The 21777-nt window shown below is 40.3% G+C and carries 22 protein-coding genes and 1 pseudogene; 6 read left to right on the top strand and 17 right to left on the bottom strand.

Annotated features, from left to right (window positions below):
• The first annotated feature begins 198 nt into the window (after positions 1–198).
• Positions 199–642 (top strand): DoxX family protein, encoded by a 444-nt coding sequence (locus N2257_06365; GenBank protein MCX7794011.1) that lies wholly within the window; start codon positions 199–201, stop codon positions 640–642.
• A gap of 3 nt (positions 643–645) precedes the next feature.
• Here the strand turns inward: N2257_06365 and xerD are convergent, their stop codons facing one another.
• The 5 genes from xerD to waaF all read right to left on the bottom strand — a co-directional run bounded on the left by xerD (position 646) and on the right by waaF (position 5334).
• Positions 646–1566, bottom strand: coding sequence for a site-specific tyrosine recombinase XerD (gene xerD, locus N2257_06360; protein ID MCX7794010.1), 921 nt, complete (start codon positions 1564–1566; stop codon positions 646–648).
• A 15-nt stretch (positions 1567–1581) separates the two neighbouring features.
• The gene (locus N2257_06355; GenBank protein MCX7794009.1) at positions 1582–2307 is read right to left on the bottom strand and encodes a tRNA1(Val) (adenine(37)-N6)-methyltransferase; all 726 of its coding nucleotides are present in this window, start codon (positions 2305–2307) and stop codon (positions 1582–1584) included.
• 52 nt (positions 2308–2359) lie between these two features.
• On the bottom strand, positions 2360–2611 hold the full coding sequence (locus N2257_06350) for a hypothetical protein (GenBank protein MCX7794008.1): 252 nt from the start codon (positions 2609–2611) through the stop codon (positions 2360–2362).
• A gap of 46 nt (positions 2612–2657) precedes the next feature.
• Positions 2658–3761, bottom strand: a complete 1104-nt coding sequence (locus N2257_06345) for a YeeE/YedE family protein (GenBank protein MCX7794007.1) — start codon at positions 3759–3761, stop codon at positions 2658–2660.
• A 574-nt stretch (positions 3762–4335) separates the two neighbouring features.
• Complete coding sequence (gene waaF, locus N2257_06340) at positions 4336–5334, bottom strand: lipopolysaccharide heptosyltransferase II (GenBank protein ID MCX7794006.1); 999 nt, start codon at positions 5332–5334, stop codon at positions 4336–4338.
• Positions 5335–5433: 99 nt separating this feature from the next.
• Here waaF and N2257_06335 point away from each other — a divergent pair, with 99 nt between their 5' ends.
• Entirely contained in the window at positions 5434–5967 is a 534-nt protein-coding gene (locus N2257_06335; protein MCX7794005.1) for a dCMP deaminase family protein, read from the top strand.
• Here N2257_06335 and N2257_06330 read toward each other — a convergent pair.
• Together N2257_06330 and N2257_06325 are read right to left on the bottom strand one after the other, a co-directional pair.
• Positions 5964–6194, bottom strand: coding sequence for an SWIB/MDM2 domain-containing protein (locus N2257_06330; GenBank protein ID MCX7794004.1), 231 nt, complete (start codon positions 6192–6194; stop codon positions 5964–5966). The two genes, N2257_06335 and N2257_06330, sit on opposite strands and share 4 nt — an antisense overlap.
• 309 nt (positions 6195–6503) lie before the next feature.
• Positions 6504–7700 (bottom strand): MFS transporter, encoded by a 1197-nt coding sequence (locus N2257_06325; GenBank protein MCX7794003.1) that lies wholly within the window; start codon positions 7698–7700, stop codon positions 6504–6506.
• A 71-nt stretch (positions 7701–7771) separates the two neighbouring features.
• Here N2257_06325 and N2257_06320 point away from each other — a divergent pair, with 71 nt between their 5' ends.
• Positions 7772–8665 carry a TraB/GumN family protein gene (locus N2257_06320; GenBank protein MCX7794002.1) on the top strand — a complete coding sequence of 298 codons (894 nt, stop codon included), beginning with the start codon at positions 7772–7774 and terminating at the stop codon, positions 8663–8665.
• Positions 8666–8667: 2 nt separating this feature from the next.
• Here the strand turns inward: N2257_06320 and N2257_06315 are convergent, their stop codons facing one another.
• Positions 8668–9123 carry a tetratricopeptide repeat protein gene (locus N2257_06315; GenBank protein ID MCX7794001.1) on the bottom strand — a complete coding sequence of 152 codons (456 nt, stop codon included), beginning with the start codon at positions 9121–9123 and terminating at the stop codon, positions 8668–8670.
• A gap of 37 nt (positions 9124–9160) precedes the next feature.
• Here N2257_06315 and N2257_06310 point away from each other — a divergent pair, with 37 nt between their 5' ends.
• Complete coding sequence (locus N2257_06310; GenBank protein ID MCX7794000.1) at positions 9161–10000, top strand: deoxyribonuclease IV; 840 nt, start codon at positions 9161–9163, stop codon at positions 9998–10000.
• Here the strand turns inward: N2257_06310 and N2257_06305 are convergent.
• The 9 genes and pseudogenes from N2257_06305 to N2257_06265 all read right to left on the bottom strand — a co-directional run bounded on the left by N2257_06305 (position 9990) and on the right by N2257_06265 (position 18601).
• Entirely contained in the window at positions 9990–11831 is a 1842-nt protein-coding gene (locus N2257_06305) for a TIGR04442 family protein (protein MCX7793999.1), read from the bottom strand. The two genes, N2257_06310 and N2257_06305, sit on opposite strands and share 11 nt — an antisense overlap.
• A pseudogene (locus tag N2257_06300) lies at positions 11831–12154 on the bottom strand (thioredoxin fold domain-containing protein). Before N2257_06300 ends, N2257_06305 begins: the two are co-directional and overlap by 1 nt.
• Positions 12155–12169: 15 nt before the next feature.
• Positions 12170–13195 carry an XTP/dITP diphosphatase gene (locus tag N2257_06295; protein MCX7793998.1) on the bottom strand — a complete coding sequence of 342 codons (1026 nt, stop codon included), beginning with the start codon at positions 13193–13195 and terminating at the stop codon, positions 12170–12172.
• Between the two features lie 30 nt (positions 13196–13225).
• Entirely contained in the window at positions 13226–16024 is a 2799-nt protein-coding gene (gene uvrA / locus N2257_06290; protein ID MCX7793997.1) for an excinuclease ABC subunit UvrA, read from the bottom strand.
• A 6-nt stretch (positions 16025–16030) separates the two neighbouring features.
• Positions 16031–16948: a histone deacetylase gene (locus N2257_06285; protein MCX7793996.1), complete on the bottom strand. Its 918-nt coding sequence runs from the start codon at positions 16946–16948 to the stop codon at positions 16031–16033.
• Complete coding sequence (locus tag N2257_06280) at positions 16945–17367, bottom strand: DUF86 domain-containing protein (protein MCX7793995.1); 423 nt, start codon at positions 17365–17367, stop codon at positions 16945–16947. Before N2257_06280 ends, N2257_06285 begins: the two co-directional genes overlap by 4 nt.
• Positions 17364–17783 carry a nucleotidyltransferase domain-containing protein gene (locus N2257_06275; GenBank protein ID MCX7793994.1) on the bottom strand — a complete coding sequence of 140 codons (420 nt, stop codon included), beginning with the start codon at positions 17781–17783 and terminating at the stop codon, positions 17364–17366. Before N2257_06275 ends, N2257_06280 begins: the two co-directional genes overlap by 4 nt.
• The gene (locus tag N2257_06270; GenBank protein MCX7793993.1) at positions 17770–18207 is read right to left on the bottom strand and encodes a DUF86 domain-containing protein; all 438 of its coding nucleotides are present in this window, start codon (positions 18205–18207) and stop codon (positions 17770–17772) included. The genes N2257_06275 and N2257_06270 overlap by 14 nt, the downstream gene beginning before the upstream one ends.
• Positions 18197–18601 (bottom strand): nucleotidyltransferase domain-containing protein, encoded by a 405-nt coding sequence (locus N2257_06265; GenBank protein ID MCX7793992.1) that lies wholly within the window; start codon positions 18599–18601, stop codon positions 18197–18199. The genes N2257_06270 and N2257_06265 overlap by 11 nt, the downstream gene beginning before the upstream one ends.
• A gap of 76 nt (positions 18602–18677) precedes the next feature.
• Between N2257_06265 and mnmG the strand changes: the two genes are divergently transcribed.
• On the top strand, positions 18678–20567 hold the full coding sequence (mnmG, locus tag N2257_06260; protein ID MCX7793991.1) for a tRNA uridine-5-carboxymethylaminomethyl(34) synthesis enzyme MnmG: 1890 nt from the start codon (positions 18678–18680) through the stop codon (positions 20565–20567).
• Positions 20568–20694: 127 nt separating this feature from the next.
• Positions 20695–21777, top strand: a 1083-nt coding sequence (locus tag N2257_06255) for a DUF3373 domain-containing protein (GenBank protein ID MCX7793990.1), incomplete at its 3' end; no start/stop codon positions are given.

Raw genomic sequence — 21777 nt, 5'->3', positions numbered from 1 at the left:
TCAGTGAGTTCTTTCACTGCCATGGGTGTGTCCTCCTTTCTTTGAGAAATTCATTGTTAATTATGGAGGATACACCCTTTTTTCTTTAATTTTCAATTTTACACAGAAAATTTTACATTACCTAGCAGCTCTATGGAGTTGAAGTTTTTTAAAAAAAAGAGTATTATTTTAATGATTAAAAAACATTAGGGAGGGTTTATGAATCTTTTGTTAAAAACCGACAACAATCTTTCTTCTCTTTTTCTTAGACTGAGCTTGGGCATTGTTGTTTTCCCTCATGGTGCTCAAAAAGTACTTGGCTGGTATGGTGGGCAAGGTTTTTATAAGACCATTGAATTTTTCGGTACACAGTTTAACTTTCCAGTATGGCTCACTCTTTTACTCATGATTACAGAATTTCTTGGTTCAATAGGTCTTGTCCTTGGTTTTCTGACAAGAATATGTGCATTGGCTATAGGGACATCCATGGCTGTATGTGCCTATATGAATCACCTGAAAAATGGATTCTTCATGAACTGGTTTGGAAATCAGCAGGGTGAAGGATTTGAATACCATATACTTGTGGTGGGCATTGCCCTTGCCCTTTTAATAAAGGGTGGAGGCTTTCTCTCAATTGATAGGGCAATGTCAGGGGAAAAATGAATCTCAGGCCCGGGGATGATATTTTAAATAAGTCTTTTTTAATCTCTCAGAGCTGACCTTTGTGTATATCTGAGTGGTGGAGATGTCAGAATGTCCGAGCATCTTTTGAAGTGACCTTAGGTCTGCGCCACCTTCAAGCATGTGTGTTGCAAATGAATGTCTAAGCACATGGGGTGTTATTTCAATTCCGGCAATCCTGCCATAATACTTCAGTGCCTGCCAGAATCTCTGTCTGGTCATGGCCTTACCTCTGTTTGTAAGGAAAATCTCCTGGGCTGAAGTATTTTTTAAAAGCAATGGTCTCAGTTCTTCCAGATATCTTTTCACAAAATGAAGAGCCCTCTCACTTACAGGAACAATCCTTTCCTTTGAACCCTTGCCCTTTACCCTTATAAATCCACCGTCAGATCTCATGTCTTCCATTTTCATAGAGATTATTTCACTAACCCTGAGACCACAGGCATACATAAGCTCAAGCATTGCTCTGTCCCTTAAATAATATCTGGAGTCTGTCTGAAGTTCAAGAAGTTTTATTATCTCCTCAAGAGAAAGAGCCTTAGGTAGCCTCAACCATCTTTTCGGGGTTTCAAGATTTTCTGAAGGATCCTCATCGATTAATCTTTCAAGAAGCAGATATTTACAGAAGGACCTTATTGAGGAGATATAACGTGCTATGCTTGAGCTATTATGCCCGTCATTTCTTAACTTTTCTATAAAACCTGAGATATCCTTCCTTGTAAATCTGATTCTGTTTTTTAAAAAAATGAGAAATTTTCTGAGGTCCCTTCTGTAAGACTCTACAGTATTTTGAGATAAACCTTTCTCAGTTGAGATGTAATCAGTATAGGATCTCAATATCTTATCGAGCTCTGCGCTCTGGCAGGAAACCTTTTTACTCCTTGAATCTTTACTTTTATCCTGCACAGGGCTCATTTTATCTTATTTTAAAATATTCTTCATCTCTTCTGTATATACTCCATGTTCATTGTAAATTATAAAAGGTTTTTCAATGGTAAGGCCCTGTCTTCTTCCCTTAGCTGCCTCCACAAGAATCATCCTTGCTGACTCATTAATTTTTGAATGCACGGGTCTGAGTCTTTTAGGTTCAAGCCCTGATATTCTTAGTTTTATTAAAAGCTCCACAAGTCTTTCCGGAAGGTAAATAAGATAGAGTCTGCCGCCTGTCTTTAATAGTCTCTGCGAAGCCTTTAAAAGATCTTCAAGTTTCAGGGATATCTCATGCCTTGCGAGCGCTCTTTCATCCTCAGGACTTATTCTTCCTGTATCAGGTGGCCTGAAGGGCGGATTTGAAACTATAATGTCAAAGGTATTTTCTTCAAGTCCAGCTATAGTCTTGCCCTTTGCAATAAGTCTTATATCCTCATTTAATGCCATTACCCTGTCCTGAAGTCCATTTATTTCTATATTCTTAAGACAGTTTTCATAAAGGCTTTTCTGTAGTTCCACAAGGTATACCCTTGACTTCGAATACTTCTTTGCAAGAAGGATTCCTATTATTCCGCTGCCTGCACCAAGATCCGCTATCTTTTTCGCATGCCTCGTATTTACAAAGGAAAAAACAAGAAGGCTATCAACCGAAAACCTATATCCTCTTTTACTCTGAAAGATTTTTATGTCCCGGATAGAATCTAGGGTGAGCATCATTAAAAAGGCATAATTTAAAAAGCGGGGTCAAAATTTCTGACCCCGCATAGATTTAGCAACCCTCTATTGCCTTTTTCTTCTTCTCTACTGTTGCCACTCCATCTTTAACTGTTACCGTATCGCCGACCTTAAGACCCTTTGCATCCTTTACCTCAACGGTTACCTCTTTACCATCAGCCTGCTTGATGGTAAGCTTGTTGCCCTCGATCTTTGTTATTGTTCCTTTAACCTCCGCTGCAAGGGCAAGTCCAGCAAGTCCAAGAATGAAGGTGAGCATGACAATAAGTGCTATTGCTTTTTTCATCTCTCCTGCCTCCTTTCTTTTTAAGATTAAGCTGGCCAAAGGCCGTTCACTCCTTCATTGGTTTAATGAACTTAAAGTAGACCATTGTCCAGTTTCCAAGTATTATGAATATGGTTGCTACTATGCTTGAAATTGCTCCTGTACTTACTCCCGTAAGACTGTGGCCAATATTACAACCACCTCCTATGGCTGCACCTATTCCCATGAGTATGCTTCCAAGAAAGACTGTGAGAAGCTCTTCTGCATGGGGTGATTTCCATTTGAATTCCTTCAGTGCCCTTGCGCTTAGATAGGCACCAAGTGGGACACCTATTACATAAAAGGCACTCCAGGTACTCTTGAAGAAATTAAAGAAATTGAACTCACCTCTTAGAGACATGGAATCCCTTGTGAGCACTGTCATAAAGAACTCCTTTGTTGGTCCTGTAAAGGAAAGTCCTCTTGCATCACCACCGAAGTATGCAGATGCCCACCAGGCAAGAACAGCAAGAAGACCTATGAGGAGACCTGCAGTTGACCAGTAAAAGCCCTTTGCTGCTTTTCCAATAGGTTTTCCCTTCGCAACTACAATTAAAATAATCACTGTAATAATGGCAATTGTAATCCATTTGATATTCTGACCTCCACCAAAGAGGTCCCAGAGCGCAGGATTGCTCTTGCCATTGATCTCCACTTTTATACTCCTCAGCCACTTATAAACAGGACTCAACCATCCATGAATGGTTATTGTTATTCCCATGAAAAATCCAAGTACTGCCATCCAAGCAGCCATGAGCCCCTCTCCAACTCTGTAAAGAATTCCACTACCACAACCTCCGGCAAGAACTATTCCCATGCCGAAAAGATAACCACCTATAATATTTGCAACAGGTGCAAAAGCCTGTCTTCCGAGCTCTGTGCTTACATAGGCATTTGCCTCAGGATCAAAAACCTTTAAGAGGCCTGCATCTTCAATCAGATTCGCTCCAACAAGAGCGACTGCCACACTCATGAGATAAGCCCTGAAAAGGGTCAGATCATTAATAAATATAATGTCTCTGAAGGCAGTATTAACGCAGAATCTTCCCCTCTGAAGTGCAAAACCAAAGAGAATCCCTACTATAAGGCTTGTAAGGATCGTAACAAGGCTTCCTAATGGTAATCCTTCCATAAACCTCCTCCCCTATGTTTTTTAAGATGAGCAAGGCTCACCATGTAAAAAATCTATCTGTATTTTCAATCGATTTATTGTAGTCCACTGGACTCTTCATAAAGCCTTATCTTTACAATATCTGCCCTCTCTTTTGTTCCTTTACCATGCGTCAAATACTTCCTCTGGCCTTTCTTCATAAATATACAGAACCTTCAAATCAATAGGCAAGAACAATATCATAATAGTATAATTTTGCCCTTCTCAGAAAAAAGGTATTCACTAAACAAGTATATAGTCTTTGTCCTAGCTCCTTAATAAAGGCAAGATAAGGCGAGCCTCCAAGGGTATTTTCCATTTTTCTCATTAAGTAAATGTCTATCCAGTCATTTAATACGGTCGCGCCAATTTTCATCTTATCTTTTTTTCTGTCTGTTCATTATAAGAAAAGCTATTCTCTGTCAAGGATGACAATGTTCATTTCAAATTTTTTTATTGAGCATTTTATAATAATGAATGCAATTCACCATACCATAAAACATTAATATTGTAAAGGGAAGAAGCTTCAGGAAAGCAATATATTTTTTTTATCAATCTATAAATTTAAATAATCCCTTATTTTGCTCCACACATACCCTTCAGATATGGATTCCATACAGAGTATGCTCTTACATCTTTTCCTAAAACAGGGCGCACATTCAACCTCTGATCTGAACACAAATACATTTTTTCCGTAAGGACCTGTTCTAATAGGACTTGTCGGACCGAAAATCGCAAATACAGGAACTCCCAAGGCCGCTCCAATATGAGCTGGTCCCGAGTCATTACACAAGACAAACCTCGCCTTCCTTATTATCTCCACAAGTTCTTTCAGGTCTGTCTTTCCAGAGAGGGAAATGGCCCTACCATCTGATGAGCGGACAATCTTTTCAGAAATGGGGATGTCATCCCTGCTTCCAATAATAATACTTTTGAAGGGCAATCTCCTTGCAATGAATGCAAATCTCTCAGCTGGCCATATTTTTGTATCCCATCTTGCACCAGGTGCAATAACAGCATATTCCCCTCTTAGAAATTCATAATATTCCTTATCTTCGCTGAGCTTTCTAACTGGAAGGGGAAAGACTATTTCCTTTACAGGACAATCTAAAACAGAAAGGACCTTCAGATATCTCTCAACAGCATGAATATCCCTTCCGCCTTCAACCCTGTGAGTGTAAAAGATATAACTCAATTCCCTTGCCTCCTTGAAGCCGATCCTTAACGGACTTTCTGTAAAAAAAGCTATAATACCGCTTCTCAGCAATCCTTGAAGATCGATAACTATTTGAAATTCTTCCTTTTTAAGTTCTTTTCCGAGACCCCATAAATCCCTCATTGTAGAGAAAAGATTCAAAGGATCTTTCCATCTGTCTTTATCAATTATCCACAATCTCTTTATCATGGGATGTTCCTCAAGAAGTGGAGCAAAATTCCTTGCAATAAGCCAGTGAATCTCTGCTTCAGGAAAACATTCATTAAGTGAATTGAGCACAGGAAGGCTGTGAATAATATCTCCCAGAGAGCTTGGCTTTATTATAAGGATTTTCTGCATTTATTTAGTATAATCAGCTGAAATATAAATATACAACTTTATTACAGACCAGACCTTAAATTGTATAAGCAGAAAAGCAAAATGCTATAATACTTCATCATGCAAGACAGCAAGAAAACACATTTTAGACCTGGCTGGGATGAATATTTTCTTGAGATTGCAAAGGTCGTAGCTTCCCGTTCCACATGTTTGCGAAGAAGATATGGTGCTGTTATTGTAAAAGACAATGTAATAGTAAGTACTGGATACAATGGTGCGCCCCGGGGTACTGTAAATTGTATTGACAGTGGAACCTGCAAAAGAAGGGAGCTCAATATACCCGCTGGCGAAAGGTATGAGCTATGCGAGGCTGTTCATGCCGAGCAGAATGCAATTATCAATGGCTCCCCAGAAAGAATGAAGGATGCTACCATCTACATAGCGGGCTTTGAAGAAGACGGAACCCTTGCAAATGGAAAACCCTGTCTGCTATGTCAAAGGATGATTAAAAATGCCATGATCAGTGAGATTATATATCTCAACTCAGAAGGTACTATTATTAAGACATCTGTCAATGCCCTATACGATGAAACAAAAGGAGTAGCACCCTTCCGTGATGCTACTCCCTCTAGTATGGAAGAATATAAAATTTAGCTTAAGTGCTTATTTACAAGCTTTGTCATCTCGAACATGGAAACCTGGCTTCTGCCCTCAAATATCTCCCTGAGATTATCATCAGCGTTGATCATTCTCTTGTTTACAGGGTCCTGAAGATTGTTCTTCCTTATGTAGGCCCATAATCTCTTTGTTACTTCTGTCCTTGGCAGGGGGCCTGGACCAACTATTTTCTGGAGGGCAGGACTTACATTAAGGGGCTTCATGAACTCAGGGCTTGGCTGCCTTTTTGGCTTTGCAGCCTTTGGCTTTTTTACAACCTTCTTTGCCGGCTTCTTGGCAACCTTTTTCTTGGCAACCTTTTTCACTGGTTTCTTAGCAACTTTTTTCTTGGCAACCTTTTTTGCAGGTTTCTTTTTGGCTGTTTTCTTAACAGCCTTTTTCTTAGCGGTCTTTTTTGCTGCCATCCTTTACCTCCTTTTAATTTTTAGCGTCCAAAGACGCTTTTGTATTAAATAAATCCTATCAAACATTAAGGTGAATGTCAAATATTTTTTGATTCTGATTTATGAAATTCATTTATTGATCTTTGAAAAATTTCTTATAAGAAAAAGATAAAAAGAAAAAGCTGCAATCAATGAAAGAACTGCTCCATATAAAAAAACTATTTTTGACCCTTTTAATTGATAAAGCGTCCCACTTATAAGACCACCAGGAAGAGCTGAAAGTCCCACCATGGTGTGATAGATTCCATATCCTGTTGCCTTTTTCTCGGGATCAATCAATGAAGCAACGAAAGCCCTCTGATTACCCTCATTCATCGCAACGAATATGCCATAAATTACAAAAAGTATCCAGGCATGCCATTCTCCATAAGAAAAGGCAAATCCAGTAAAAATAAAAGCAGCCACAAGATAACTTGCAAATATTACCTTTCTTTTACCATACCTGTCTGCAAGTATCCCTGAAGGTGTGGCAAGGAATGCTGAGGTTATATTAAAAAAAAGGTATAATACAGGTATAAGTCTTACATCTACACCAAGTTCCTTTACCCTGAGCAGCAGGAATGCCTCGGGAATCTTACCAAGCGTAAAGAGAACCACAATAAATAAGAAAACCCTGAACCTTCCATCAATAGTTTTTTTTATGGAAAAGCTCCCTTTCACAGCCCGCTGACTGACCTCTGGCTTCTTTACCACTGTATCCCTCACAAAAAAAGCAATGGTTGCTATAGCAAGAAGACCCGGAATAATAGAACACCAGAAGACAAGTCTCATATTATTTGAACTTACAGCCATAATAAAGAAAGCAAGTGCTGGACCTACCACAGCACCAAGGGTATCCATTGCCCTGTGAAAACCAAAAGCCCTTCCCATATGGCCTCTCTCTGTAACATCAGCTATAAGGGCATCCCGCGGAGAAGTTCTGATACCCTTTCCAAGTCTGTCAGTGAATCTATATACCAGAACCCCTATCCATGAAGTTGCTGAAGCAAGAAGGGGTCTTGAGAAAACAGAAAGAGAATAACCCCAGAAAATAAGTGGCTTTCTCTTTCCGATCCTGTCTGAAAACCATCCTGAGATAACCTTTAGTATACTTGCAGTGCTCTCAGCAACACCCTCTATAAGACCTATGGAAATCTTGGAGGCATTGAGAATATCACTTAAAAATAATGGCATAAGAGGAACTATCATCTCTGAACTTACATCCATGAAAAAACTTACCAGTCCAAGAACAAATACAAGTGCAGGAATTCCAAATATCCTTTTCATAGAACATATTATAGCAGTCTTAAAAGAGGGCGTGTTATACTTTTTTAAAAGATAAAGACAGGAGGCAGTATATGAAGGGTATTCGGAGATTTAAGTGGTCTCTTTTACTTCTTGTAATTTTCTTTATTCTCTGGTTACACAGCCTTCTTCAGGCTGAAGAAAGAGGTTTATTATGGCAGATTTCATCAAATAAATCAGAGGTTTATTTGCTTGGCTCCATTCATATTTTTAAAAAGGAGTTTTATCCACTTAATCAGAGGATAGAAAAAGCATTCAGCGAAGCAGAAGTTGTGGTCTTTGAGGTAAATCTTAACGAGATGGGTTCAATGCAGGTCTTAAACCTCTTTCAGCAGAAAGGACTTTATCCGGAAGGAGATTCTTTAAAATCTCATGTTTCAGAAAAGACCCTTAATATGGTCCTCCCTAAACTCGAAGTCCTTGGAATAACTCACGAACTCGCTATGAGGTTAAAGCCCTGGATGCTTGCTGTCACCATCCAGTCAATGGAACTTCAGAACTTTGGATTTTTTCCAGAATATGGGATAGACCATTATTTATACAAAAAGGCAGAGGGCAAAGAGATAAAGGGTCTGGAAACACCTCAATACCAGATAGAAATGTTTGATAGCTTCTCAGAGAGATTACAGGAGCTCTTCCTTCTCTATACAATCAAAGATTTGGACCGGTTACCCTCAATCACTGATCTGTTAGTAATGGCTTGGAAGAAGGGAGATACTTTTATTATCCAGGAACTCACTTATAAAGCCCTTACGGAAGAACCGGAATTATTGCCTATATATGAAAAATTATTCTTTGAAAGAAATACAAAAATGGCTTCAAAGATAGAGGAATATCTCACAACAGGTAAAAAACATTTTGTAATTATTGGAGCGGGACATCTTGTTGGAGAAAAGGGTATAATTGAGATTCTTAAAAAGAAAGGTTACAAAATCCTACAGCTGTAACTTTACCTGAGTCCCAGTCTCTTTAGTATTATTCCGAGATACTTATTAATGGGATTGCTTCTCTTTAAAAATGGAACTGGCGGGGGCTTTCTTATTCCAAGTTTCTGGAGCTCTTCAATTATCTCTTCATTCCGGGCAATGGCAAGTCCTTCTCTGAATGCCTTTATTGCTTCTGGCTTGTTATTGAGAACAAGATAAATCCTTCCAAGATTAAGATAATGAACGGAATTTGAGGGATCCTTATCAAGGGCATCCCTGCATAATTCAAAGGCCCTCTGGATCTTTCCCCTTTCCTTTGCGAGGCAGAAGGCGTAATAGGAAGCAATTTCAGGGCTGTTCTCCATTTGATAGGCCCTTTCAAAACAGACAAGGGCATGCAGGGTATCTCCGTTCCTTAAGGCCTTTTTGCCCCTCTCAAAAAGCTCCCTGACCTGTATCTTCAGAACCGCTTTATCCATAAATGATATTTTAGACTAAAATGTGTTAATTTTGGAAATGCAGAGACTCGGTGTCCATTGCTCAATTGCCGGCGGTATTGACCTTGCCATGGAAAGGGCAAAAGCCCTTGGCTGTACCACTATCCAGATATTCTCCCATAACCCCAGAAATTGGGCAAGACCGTCGATACCGCATGGATCTCTCCAGAGATTCAAGGAGCTGAGGAAGCTTTATGATATAGAGCCTGTCTTTATCCATTGCTCTTATCTCATAAATATCGCCTCTGAAGACAGAAGTGTGAGAAGACTCTCAACGAAAATGCTTCTCTGGGAGCTGGAGACTGCTGAGCTCATCAGGGGAGATTACCTTATACTTCATCCGGGCTCATCATCTCACAATGAGTCTAGAGGTAGAGAAAGGGCAAAGAGAATTCTTAAAAGCATTTCTGAATTAAAGGTCTGGGGCACAAAGCTCCTCCTTGAAAACACCGCTGGTGAGAGGGGAGATATATCTTCTACAATTGAAGACCTCGCAGAACTCCTTGAAGCCTCTGGCGACCTCGGAGGCGGAATATGTCTCGATACCTGCCATGCCTTCCAGGCAGGATATGATCTACGAAAGAAAGAAGAGATTGAGCGGCTCTCTGAACTGATTAAAAAAACAATTGGCCAGAAAAGGATAAAGGTTATTCATCTCAATGACTCAAAAAAGGATTACGGAGCAGGTGTGGACAGGCATGAACATATAGGAAAAGGAAAGATAGGGGAGGAGGGGTTCAGAACGTTTTTAAATCATCCGGACTTCAGGGGAATACCCATTATACTTGAAACACCCAAAAGGACTGAGATGGATGATGTAAGGAATCTAAAGAAAGTTAAGAACCTTCTCAGTTTGTAGTCATTTTAAGATCGCCTATAGGGCAGAGGAGTCGAGTCAGGTCAGGTGGATAGCCATTCTCTGTAAGATACTGTGATTCTATATTTTCAAGATGAAATCTGTCAAAGCCGCTATTAAGAAGAAAGTCTTCCCTCAAGCTTAAGTTTCCCGTACGGATTATCTCAGGAAGAAGATTATTGATATAGAAGGATTCTTTTTTCAGGTCAAGAAGAACCTTTTCAAAAAGTGTTTCAGGGACCCTGACTGCAATACCCTTTGACGCCAGTTCTGTTGCAATGATCTGAAGTATCTGATCCCTGCCCTCTTTCTGGTCCAGCAGTGGATAAAGGGCTCTCAGATTTTCCTTCAAGGCAGAATAGACATGTCTATAAAGAAGTGCCTCATCAGATATAAACCTGACGGTGGCAACCACATCCTTTATTGTGGCATTTCCGTTGACTATCTCGTCTATGCCCTCATTGATGGCAAGGAGCTTTTTCTTTCCATAATAGGTCACATAATTATTTTTCAGAAACTCATCAATAAATAATCTCTTCCAGAGGCCAGGCTCAAGTTCTTCAAAAGCCTGTTTGTTTCCGATGAGGCTCCTCATAGAATCCTCAGTAAATTCCATATTATCCGTAAAGGCTATCCTGCTCAGGAGTCCATAGGTATTGTCATAGCGATCAAAGAAGGTGATAATGGAGCCAAGCTCCTCCATCGTACTGAAATCACCTGTCTCTTTGCAGATCTCGTCACAGCGCCTTCCTGCATCAAGAAGGATATTTTCGAAACTAAGATCTCCAAGTTGATGAGCCCTGTGTCTGGCAAGTAGAAGTCTGATTATATCTTCCTTTATTATATGCCTTTTCAGAGATGGATCTTTAAAGAAAAGATTCTCTATGATGATCCTCGCCTCTTTTATATATTCCGGTTCTTCTATCTCTGTAAGCTTTCTTCCCCTGAGGAGCATCTCATCTAAGGTATCAAAGAGGATCACCGGTATATTGTTTCTTATTGCAAGGGTCCTAAGTCTCTTGAGCCTCGCTATCTCCTCGGTCTCCATCTTCTCACTCTCCATGACTTCAAGAAGGATGTCCCTGTACTCATCAACGATCCTTCTATTTTCGGGATGTCTGTACATAACATCTATCTTTATTCTCTCTATCTGATAGCTGTTCAGGTTAAGCTTTGATGCCAGGTCCTGAAGATAAAGCTCATCATATTCATTCAGTGTCTTGTTTCTGGCATAAAGCTTCTCGAAGGTCTTATAAAACTCCTGGTTACTTCTGTTAATAAGCTTAAAAATGAATATGGTTGCATTCTCCTCACCGAGGGCTCTTGCAAATTCATGGAGAAGTTCTTCGTCTCTATCCTCAGAAATTAATTCTGTCCTTTTCAAAAATTTCCCCGTTCTTCTTAATATTTCTGCCTGTCTCTCTTTAATTGGACCCCTTAAATCAGAGGAAACCAGAAAATAATAGTTCTTGACAGCATGTCCTGATATGAATAGTCTTTCAATAGATTCTGAACCCTCTGTGTCATTTGTAAAAATCAGATTATCCTTTTCATCCAGATAGGCTCCAAACATGATTAACCTGTTAAGGACATCTGGTTTTGAGGCATCCTTGAAGGGCTTTTCCACTCCAAACATGTACTGACAGAAGCTTCCGCCAGCACCTTTATAAAAGACATAATCCCTGGCTATACGGAATTCATTTCCTCTTGAAAAGAATCTTATGCCGTCTTCTTTTTCTTCAAAAAAACAGGTATTGTATGCCTCCATTCCCCTTATAAGGGCAATATACTCAATAGAATCAATCTCTCCGTGAAGTCTGAAATCTTTGAGCATTATTTTTTTGTTATTAACCTTATAAGCTCCTCAGCAGGTCTGTAACCTGTCTCAACCCTTCCATCTGGAAGTATATAGGCCGGTGTTCCGCTTATACCTATCTTTCTCCCGAGCTCGAGATTTTTATCTATCGCATCGGTCTTACAGGACTTGCCTTTTATTTCCTTTTTCTCAAAGGCATCCTCAAGGAGTTTGAGTGACTTCTCACAAACAATGATCTTTGATTTTTCATAGGCCCCTGGATGGATATTCAGGGGAAAGAGTTTTATGTAGAAGACTATATCATCTCTTAGCTGCACAATCTTCTTCATCTCCTGATGAAGTTTTCCGCAGTAGGGTCAATCAGGGTCATCAAAGACTATAACCTTATATTTAGCTCCTTTTTTTCCAAGAACAAGGGCATCCTTTAAATCTATTTTTGAAGGGTCAACCCTGTTAAGATAAGAAAGCCTCTCCTGTGTTAGATTCTCCTTTGTGGAGCTTGAAAAGATATTGCCAGCAATGATAAATTTTTTTCCGTAATCAATATACACAAGACCCTTTCTTCCCTGACTCTCAAAATTTACCTCCCAGAGCCCCTTGAGCGGTGAATCAATTACATCTGTGACCTTGAGGTCAGGACCTCCACTTAATAATCTCTGTGCCTCAGCTACAGTAAGCTTATGGCAGGTATTACAGTTACTCTTTTCAGAAAAGGCAAGACCGGCTGAAGAGAAAGATAAGATTAAGGTAAGGAATAAAAAAAGGGCAAGGATCAATTTTGCTTCAATCTTTAGCCCCGAGCTCTTTAAGTACTCCTTTAATAATTTTAAAGCCCTGCTTCTGTGGCTCATTGAATCCTTCTCCTCCGCTGATAGTTCAGCAAATGTCCTGTTCAGGCCTGAAGGCTGAAATACAGGATCATATCCAAAGCCACCCGTTCCCCTTGGCTCTTCTGTTATTATACCATCTACCCTGCCAGTGAAGGTTCTGGCATTGCCATCAGGAGTTGCAAGACATATAACGCATATAAAATGTGCATGCCTTCTTTCAGCTGGTACTCCCTCCATTTCCCTTAAAAGTTTTTCTATATTTCTTTTATCATCAGAGGGTTCTCCAGCATATCGTGCAGAATAAACACCTGGAGCACCGCCCAGACAATCAACAACAAGACCTGAATCATCTGCAATTGCAGGAAGACCTGTAGCCTTTGCTATTGTAACTGCCTTTTTAATGGCGTTCTCCTCAAAGGTTTTACCATCCTCTATAACATCTGGAGCATCAGGAAAATCCTCAAGACTGAGGAGCTCAATATCAATGTCTTCAATAAGCCTCTTAAGCTCTTCAAGCTTCTTTTTATTCCTTGTTGCAAGCACTATCTTCACAGGCCAGCTCCTGGAAAGGAATATTTTTTATCATGACTCATGCATCAGAGATAATCCCTGATTCTTTTTCTCTGCTTTATCCTCAATGAGTGCTTTACCAGTATAGGACTCCCTTATATTTACAATAGCCTTTACAGGCCCCTGATAAAGAACATACCCTCCTTCTTCTCCGCCCTCAGGTCCAAGGTCAATAATCCAGTCTGCCTCACGAATAAGGTCAAGATTGTGCTCTATAACGACTACAGTATTGTGGGACTGTATAAGTTTCCTCAGAACCCTTATGAGCTTATCCACATCCATAGGATGAAGTCCTACTGTGGGTTCATCAAGGATATAAATAAAGTTCTTCACAGAACTATCTATCTCAGCACATATCTTGAGTCTCTGGGCCTCTCCACCTGAAAGGGTCTTCAGAGGCTGACCGAGTCTGAGATACCCTAAACCTATCTCTTCCATTATTCTCAGGCCATTGAGTATCTTGAGTCTTTCGGATTGAATATCCTGCTCCCTTATCTCAGAAAAAAAGATGTATGCATCCTTCACCGTAAGCTCCAGAATATCACTAATATTCATGCCCCTGAACCTGATTGAAAGAATCTCTGGTTTATATCTCCTGCCATTACATTCGCTACAGGTTACATATACATCCTCAAAGAAGAACATCTCCAGCCTCTCAAAACCCTCACCCCTGCATGTCTCACATCTTCCACCAGGCACATTAAAAGAAAAATATCCAGGTCCATAGCCCTGTCTTAAAGCATCAGGTTGCTTTGCAAAGATTGACCTTATTGGATCAAAGATCTTCATGTATGTAGCTGGATTTGCCCTCGTAGAACGGCTCAACGGACTCTGGTCTATAAGTCTTACTCCCCTGAGTTGATTAAGTCCTTCAAGACTTCTGTAAGGTAGGGGCATCTCAGAGCCGGTCTTGAAATGGAGGGCAAGGGCTTTATAAAGGGTATCAACAACAAGACTGCTCTTGCCAGAACCTGAAACACCTGTTACAGCAGTAATGCAATGGAGTGGAATCTTTATATCTATATCTTTGAGATTATTTCCCCTCGCGCCTTTGAGAAAAAGCCAGTTTTTATTAAGTGAGCTTCCTTGTCTTAAGTCTGCAGTCCTACATCTATTTCCAAAAACACATTCAGCAGTTAATGTGCCTGATTTTTGAAAATCAGACAGAGGTCCATTAAATACTACATAGCCACCACCTGCTCCACCCTCAGGGCCGAGCTCAACAACCCAGTCTGCTGCACGGATGACCTGGCTGTCATGCTCAACCACCACTATAGTATTCCCGAGTCTTACAAGCTCCTTCATGGCATCTATAATCCTTCTGGTATCCCTTGGATGGAGACCCACAGTAGGTTCATCAAGTACATACATTGTGCCTGTAAGCTGGGAGCCCAGCTGATTTGAGAGATTCAATCTCTGGTATTCTCCACCTGAAAGTGTCCTTGCCTGTCTGTCCAGAGTGAGGTAACCGAGCCCCACATATCTCAGGAATTCAAGTTTAAATCTTATCTGTCTGAGAAGCTCTTCACTCACCAACTTCTCCTCCGGTGATAGTTGAAGTTTTCCAAGAAGTTCATAAAGCCTGTTAATTGGAAAGCTGGAGAGTTCTGCTATATCAAGAGCCCTGTCCGCAATTATCTTAAATACCAGTGGCTCTTTCTTTAATCTCTTTCCCTCACAGAGTGGACAGGTCTTCTGTATCCTGTATCTCGAAAGAAAGACCCTAACATGAAGTTTGTACTTTCTGTATTCAAGGTCTTCAAAAAAGTCCTTTATTCCATAAAAATTACCATTTCCTTCAAATATCATTCTTTTGTGTTCAGCCGGAAGATCCCTGTAGGGTATCTTAGTATTTATTCCGGACCTTCTTGCTCCTTTTAGAAGCTGCTCCTTCCACCACGAGTATGCTGGTTTTTCAAAGGGTTCTATTGCACCTTCCTCAAGGGACAGATATTTATCTGGAATAACAAGGGATTCATCAAATTCCAGGACATTTCCAAAACCCTTGCATTCAGGACAGGCACCAACGGGATGATTAAAGGAGAAAAGTATGGGAGATGGCTCAGGTGCCTTAAATCCACAGACATCGCATACCCTTCCTGCTTTAAAAATAAACTCTTCGCCCTCTACAGTTCTTATTTTCAATGTCCCTCTTCCAGACCTCCATGCTCCCTCCAGTGAATCAGAGAGTCTTTCATCATCTTCAACCTGAAGCCTGTCAAAGACCACTTCATAAGAAAATTTATTTTCCTCTACACTGTCTGGTTGTTTCTCTATCTCTATAACCTGGCCGTCCTTCATATACCTGGTAAAACCCTCTTTTAGCAGTTCAGCAAGAGACTTGTTTGATGGAAAGAGAATGTAAATCCTTCTTTGAAGAAGATTCTTGATAGCCCATTCTCTGATTCTTGATGGATTCCAGTCTTTTATTTCAATATTGCAGTTGGGACAGTAAGGTCTTGCTATCTTTGAATATAGTATTCTAAGAAGGTCATAGAGCTCTGTAACTGTTCCAACTGTGGAGCGAGAACCCTTAACAGGGTTTCTCTGTTCAAGGGCAATGGCAGGACGAACATTATAAATAGCATCCACATCTGGCCTGTCAAGTTTCTCAACAAAGAGTCTTGCATATGTTGAAAGGGATTCTATGAACCTCCACTGACCCTCTGCAAAGAGGGTATCAAAGGCTAGAGAGGATTTTCCTGAACCTGATACACCTGTAATGACAATCAGGCTGTCATGAGGAAGCCTGAGATGTATATTCTTCAGGTTGTTCTGCCTGGCGCCTTCAATAATAAGTTCAGAGGACATTAAGGATTAACTAAATTTTACCATCTCCTCCAGAGTTATAACAACTGCTTCTCCAAGGGCAGAAAGGTCATAGCCACCCTCAAGAGAGAATATGGCAGGAAGATTTTGCTCCAGAATTGAACGGACAATGAATCTTATTCCCTCATTGCTCACCCTTATGGATGCAAGAGGATCATCTGCAAGGAGGTCATAGCCAGCTGATACAAAGATCATATCAGGAGAAAATCTCCTTATGAGTTCTGGAAGGATGTTCCCATAGACCTCCATGTACTCTTTGTCACCTGATCCAGGCCTCATAGGTACATTGTATGTAAAACCCTCTCCCCTTCCAGAGCCTCTCTCTCTTTCTGAGCCAGTTCCTGGATAATGAGGATACTGGTGTGTGCTGAAGAAAAATACTGTGTCATCCTCGTAAAAGGCATCCTGTGTGCCGTTTCCATGATGGACATCAAAGTCTATTATGAATATCTTTTTAAATCCCTTAGTCTGGGCATATCTTGCACCTATGGCCACATTATTAAAAAGACAGAATCCCATAGCAGCCTGAGGTGTTGCATGATGACCGGGAGGTCTGACTGCGCAGAAACAGTGATTTATATTTTTCTTTAACACATTATCAACAGCTGTCTTTAAGGCACCTGCTGCATAAAGTGCTGCCTCAGGAGAATCCTTGCACATATAAGTATCAGGGTCAAGATAACCCTCTCCATTCTCAAGAATATGCCTTATATGTGTATCTGTATGGATGAGTTTTAAAAGTCCCTGGTCTGCTTTTTCAGGCTTTAGAATAAGCAGTTTTTCTTTAAGTTCAGGCCTGCTGTCAATGGCTTTCATAATTGCCCTCAACCTCTCAGGATTTTCAGGATGCCATCCAGGCGGTCTGTGCTTTAAAAAGATATCGTCATAGATAAAACCTGTTTTCATGCCCCCTCCTCTATTATATTAAGCATTAATTCAAAAAGCTCCTTTATGTCTTTAATCTCATGCTGAAGAATATCATAAAGAATTTCCACATCTATATGGTTATAAAGATGGACAATCCTATTCCTGAACCCTATCATTTTTTTATAAGTCTCAGCCCTTTCCTTTGGAAGATAACCAGCCTCTGTTAGAACTTCAATTATCTCTGCATTGGTTTCAGGGGTCTTAAGACCAAGACTGGCTATTATATAACTTCCTATATCAAGGATCGCCTGAATAGAGGTCTGGAGTCTGTGCAGGCATGAATCAATGTTTCTGAAGTCTGCAACAAAGTTTTCAAAGGTAAGGCTTCTCAGGGTATGCAATCTTTCTAAGTTCTCCAGCATAACATCTATCTTGCTCTGTATGTCTTCCTTTTTCATAAGTTCTTTAACCTTTTTCTATAACCTTCAAAGTGAAATCTTCTCATAAATCTCAGTAAGGGCTCAAAATCACAATAGGCAGAGATAAGATTACTTACATACTTGATTCTAAAGGAAGGATCATTATCGTATATTAATCTTCCTGTTTTGAGAATATTATGCTGAAATATTAAACCCTTATTATTCATTGGTATTATATCTACAGGTTTTTTAAATATTTTCTCTATTTTATAGGCAATATAGTCAAGCTCATGGAGAAGTTCCCTTCCCTGCGGTGCCTCCTTTTTTATAAGCACAGCAATGTCTATATCACTTAAAGGACCTGTCTTTCCTGTAGCTACTGAGCCAAAAAGATAGGCAGAGGCAATATAAGGATAATCTTTAAGTATATCTATTAACTTCTCAGTGTCTATCAAGGTGCCTCCTGATAGTCTCTGTAATCTCTTTTATAAATCTATTTAAAATCTCAAGAATGGTATCAATATGGTCATATAAAAATCCATAATCAACCTTTTCATATCTGTGCACCATCCTGTTTCTTATTCCGACAAGCTTAACCAGTCCATCCTTTAATTCCTTTGAGATAATCCCTTTTTCATATAAAATCTCAAAACAACTGCTGTATTCAGATGTAGTTAGCTTAAATAGCCGGGCTGTTAAATGGTAACATATGGCCACAGCTGCCTCAACAGAAATGAGATAGTGAGATCTAAAGATATGGATGTTGTCTTCTGCTGAAAAAAAATAATCCCTTCCCTGCATTTTAAAGGCATCTATCCGCTCCATTGCCTTCTGGATATCCCCTAATCTTTCATTCATCCTTTCTATATCAATCCTCATCTAAGTAGGCCTCTTTAAAGGAGTGATAAAAAAGAGGAGCTATATCATCTGCCCTCATGGAGATATTTACAACAAAGTCAATCCAGAGATTCTCGTCTTTTGTGAAGAGAAGTTTTCCTGTAATCACCTTTCTTACAAAAAGAGGATTAAGGTTGTTTATGACTATCACATCAACAGGATAGATTCTTTTAATCATCTTTCCTATCTCCTCTGAAAGTTCAATCTCAAGTTCTATGGCTTTATTAGATGAAAAATTCCTTATAAATATACCAATATCTATATCTCTGGAAATTATTTCCTGGTCAGTAAAGGAGCCAAAAATATATGCAAAAATCACTTCATCCCTTTTTTGAAGACAGGTGCTTATGGTCTGGATTATCTCCTCCCTCGTCATAATTTATGATACCTGATGCACTTTTGAAAGACAAGTTTCACAGACATAAAGCCTTATAGCCTGTTATAATAAATAGATGTTTGCTGGTGAATTTGACATAATAGTTGTTGGTGCAGGCCATGCTGGCTGTGAGGCAGCCCTTGCAGGAGCAAGGATGGGCTTTAAGGTAGGTCTTTTCACACTAAATCTTGATACCATTGCCCAGATGTCCTGCAATCCTGCAATAGGTGGTCTTGCAAAGGGACACATTGTTAGAGAGATTGATGCCCTTGGCGGCGAGATGGCAAAGGTCACTGACAGGGCAGGAATACAGTTCAGGATGCTCAATCGTTCAAAGGGTCCTGCTGTATGGTCACTGAGGGCACAGTGTGACAGGCTACTTTACAGACTGGAGATGAGAAAATCCCTTGAGGCTGAAAAAAATATTATTATCAAGCAGGCATCAGTAGAAAGTCTTATTGTTGAGGATGGAAAGGTTAAGGGAGTCATTGATCATCTTGGCATTAAATACAGGGCAGGTGCTGTTGTTATTACAACAGGTACATTCCTTAACGGCCTCATTCACATTGGTCTTGAGACTATGGAGGCTGGAAGGGCTGGCGAGTTTCCCTCTAAAGGCCTTTCCAGATGCCTTAAAGACCTCGGTTTTAGAATGGGAAGACTCAAAACAGGCACTCCTCCAAGGCTTGACTCAAGGACAATAGATTTTTCTGTCCTTGAACCCCAGTATGGTGATGAGCCACCACCTCCTTTTTCTTATTCAACAGTTAGGATCACGAATCCTCAGCTACCCTGTTACATAACCTACACAAACAGACAAACCCACGAGATAATACTTAAAAATCTTGATCGCTCACCCCTTTACAGCGGTAGGATTAAGGGAATAGGACCTAGGTACTGTCCATCAATTGAAGACAAGGTTGTAAAATTTTCTGACAAGGAGAGGCATCAGGTCTTTCTTGAGCCAGAAGGGCTTGAAACAAAGGAATATTATGCAAACGGGATCTCTACAAGCCTGCCTTTTGATGTCCAGCTAAAACTGGTCCGCTCAATTAAAGGACTTGAGAATGCAGAGATAATGAGACCGGGCTATGCAATTGAATATGACTTTGTTTATCCAACACAGCTCAAGCACAGTCTTGAGACAAAGCTCATTGAAAATCTCTTTCTTGCAGGACAGATAAATGGAACCTCTGGCTATGAAGAGGCAGCAGGTCAGGGCATTATAGCTGGAATAAATGCAGCACTAAAATTGAAAGGCAGAGAACCACTCATACTAAGAAGAGATGAGGCATACATTGGTGTGCTCATAGATGACCTTGTAACAAAAGGTACTCAGGAGCCTTACAGGATGTTTACATCCAGGGCAGAATACAGATTGCTCCTCAGGCATGATAATGCAGATCTGAGACTAACTGAGAAGGGTTACAGCATTGGTCTTGTTAAAGAAGAGGAGTATGAAAGATTCATTAAAAAGAAAGAGGCAATCGCACGGGAGATAGGAAGACTCAGAACAACAAGGGTGAAACCAGAGGATATAAATCAGTTGCTTGTTGAGGCAGGAACATCAACGATCTCAGAGCCACAGAGTATTGAGCAGATAATTAAAAGGCCAGAGATAAGATACAGAGATATCCTTAAGCTCTTTCCCAGTGATGGTATTACTGATGAGGTTGCTGATGCTGTTGAGATAGAGGTTAAATATGAAGGATATATTAAGAAGCACCTTGAACTCGTTGAGAAACTCAAAAAACTTGAAAACATGACCATCCCACCTGAGTTTGACTACACAAGGCTTAAACTCTCAAAAGAGGTGCTATCCAAACTCATTGAAGTGAGGCCATCAAACCTCGGGCAGGCAAGCAGGATTCCTGGTGTTACGCCAGCAGCAGTGTCACTTATAATGATAGAGCTGACCAGACAGAAAAGGACAAAATCCATAAGGCTCAGGTCTATAGAAGGCTGATTTCTTAAATGCCATAAAGGATAATTTCTATTTATAAGTTTAAAAACTTCTTGACAATTTAAACAGGGCTTAATATACTTTATTCAGGCTGTTTTACAGCTTAAAAATCCCCACAAGGGAGGATGATATGAGGTTGATAAGCCTTATAGTGCTTCTCAGTCTTGCTCTTCTACCAGGCCTTGCATTTTCTGAGGAAAACTGGCTTGAGATCGGAGGTGACTACAGGTTCAGGTATGATTCTTTAAAGGGCACGGTGCATGAATATTTTCAGGTAATCCCCAGTTCTTTAGGTGGTGGTGTAATGCCCATGCCAGAATATGATGTAAAAAATAGCTCACTCATAACAAACCGTTTTGGTCTAAATCTAAGGGCAAAGGCACTTGAGGATGTTACTGTAAAGGCAAGACTTCTTATGTACAAGGTATGGGGCCATGAAACAGAAGGACCTGTACAGGGAATGTTCTTTGCTGACAGGGCAATGGGTGTCTTTGATGGCACAATAGGACATGTTCCTGAGAGTGCAAACTTAATAGTTGATTATGCCTATGCCACATGGACGAATATTGCAGACCAGCCTGTATGGTTTTCTGTTGGTAGAAGACCATCAACAGGTGGAATACCTACAAATCTGAGGCAGAATATTGAAAAAACAGGAAGTCAGGGTGTTCCAGGTTTTCTCATCGACTATGCCTTTGATGGTCTTACCCTTGGATGGGCACCTGATATAGAAATGCTTCCAGGAGCCTATGCAAAGCTCTGCTATGGAAAAGGATATGACAGTGGTTACAAGACAGACCTTCCGGGTGATAACACACCAAAGGATGTAAACATGCTCGGCATAAATGTTGTTCCCTATGATACAGATACCCTTCATGTAGAGCTTCAGTGGAACAGGGCATATGAGATCTTTGATAACATGCCTGACAGTGGTGTTAGCACAAACCTCGGTGACATTGACCAGTACGGTGCAATTGTAATGGGAAAGGTCCTTGATAATCTCAATCTCTTCATAGCAGGTGCAATAAGCAAGACAGATCCAAATAACAAGCTCATGAATATAGATCTTGATGGAGATGGCACACCGGAAGCTGCTGGTGGATTACTCTGGGATCCTACTACTAAGAAAGAATCCCACACAGGCCATCTTATTTACCTCGGTGCAAGGTATGATATACCTGCAACAGGAACAAAGATTGGTGCAGAGTATAAC

The organism is Thermodesulfovibrionales bacterium, from assembly GCA_026417875.1.
Taxonomy (GTDB): Bacteria; Nitrospirota; Thermodesulfovibrionia; order Thermodesulfovibrionales; family CALJEL01; genus CALJEL01.
The sequence above is the reverse complement of the archived record's forward strand: the minus strand, read 5'-3'. Positions and strand labels throughout refer to the sequence as shown.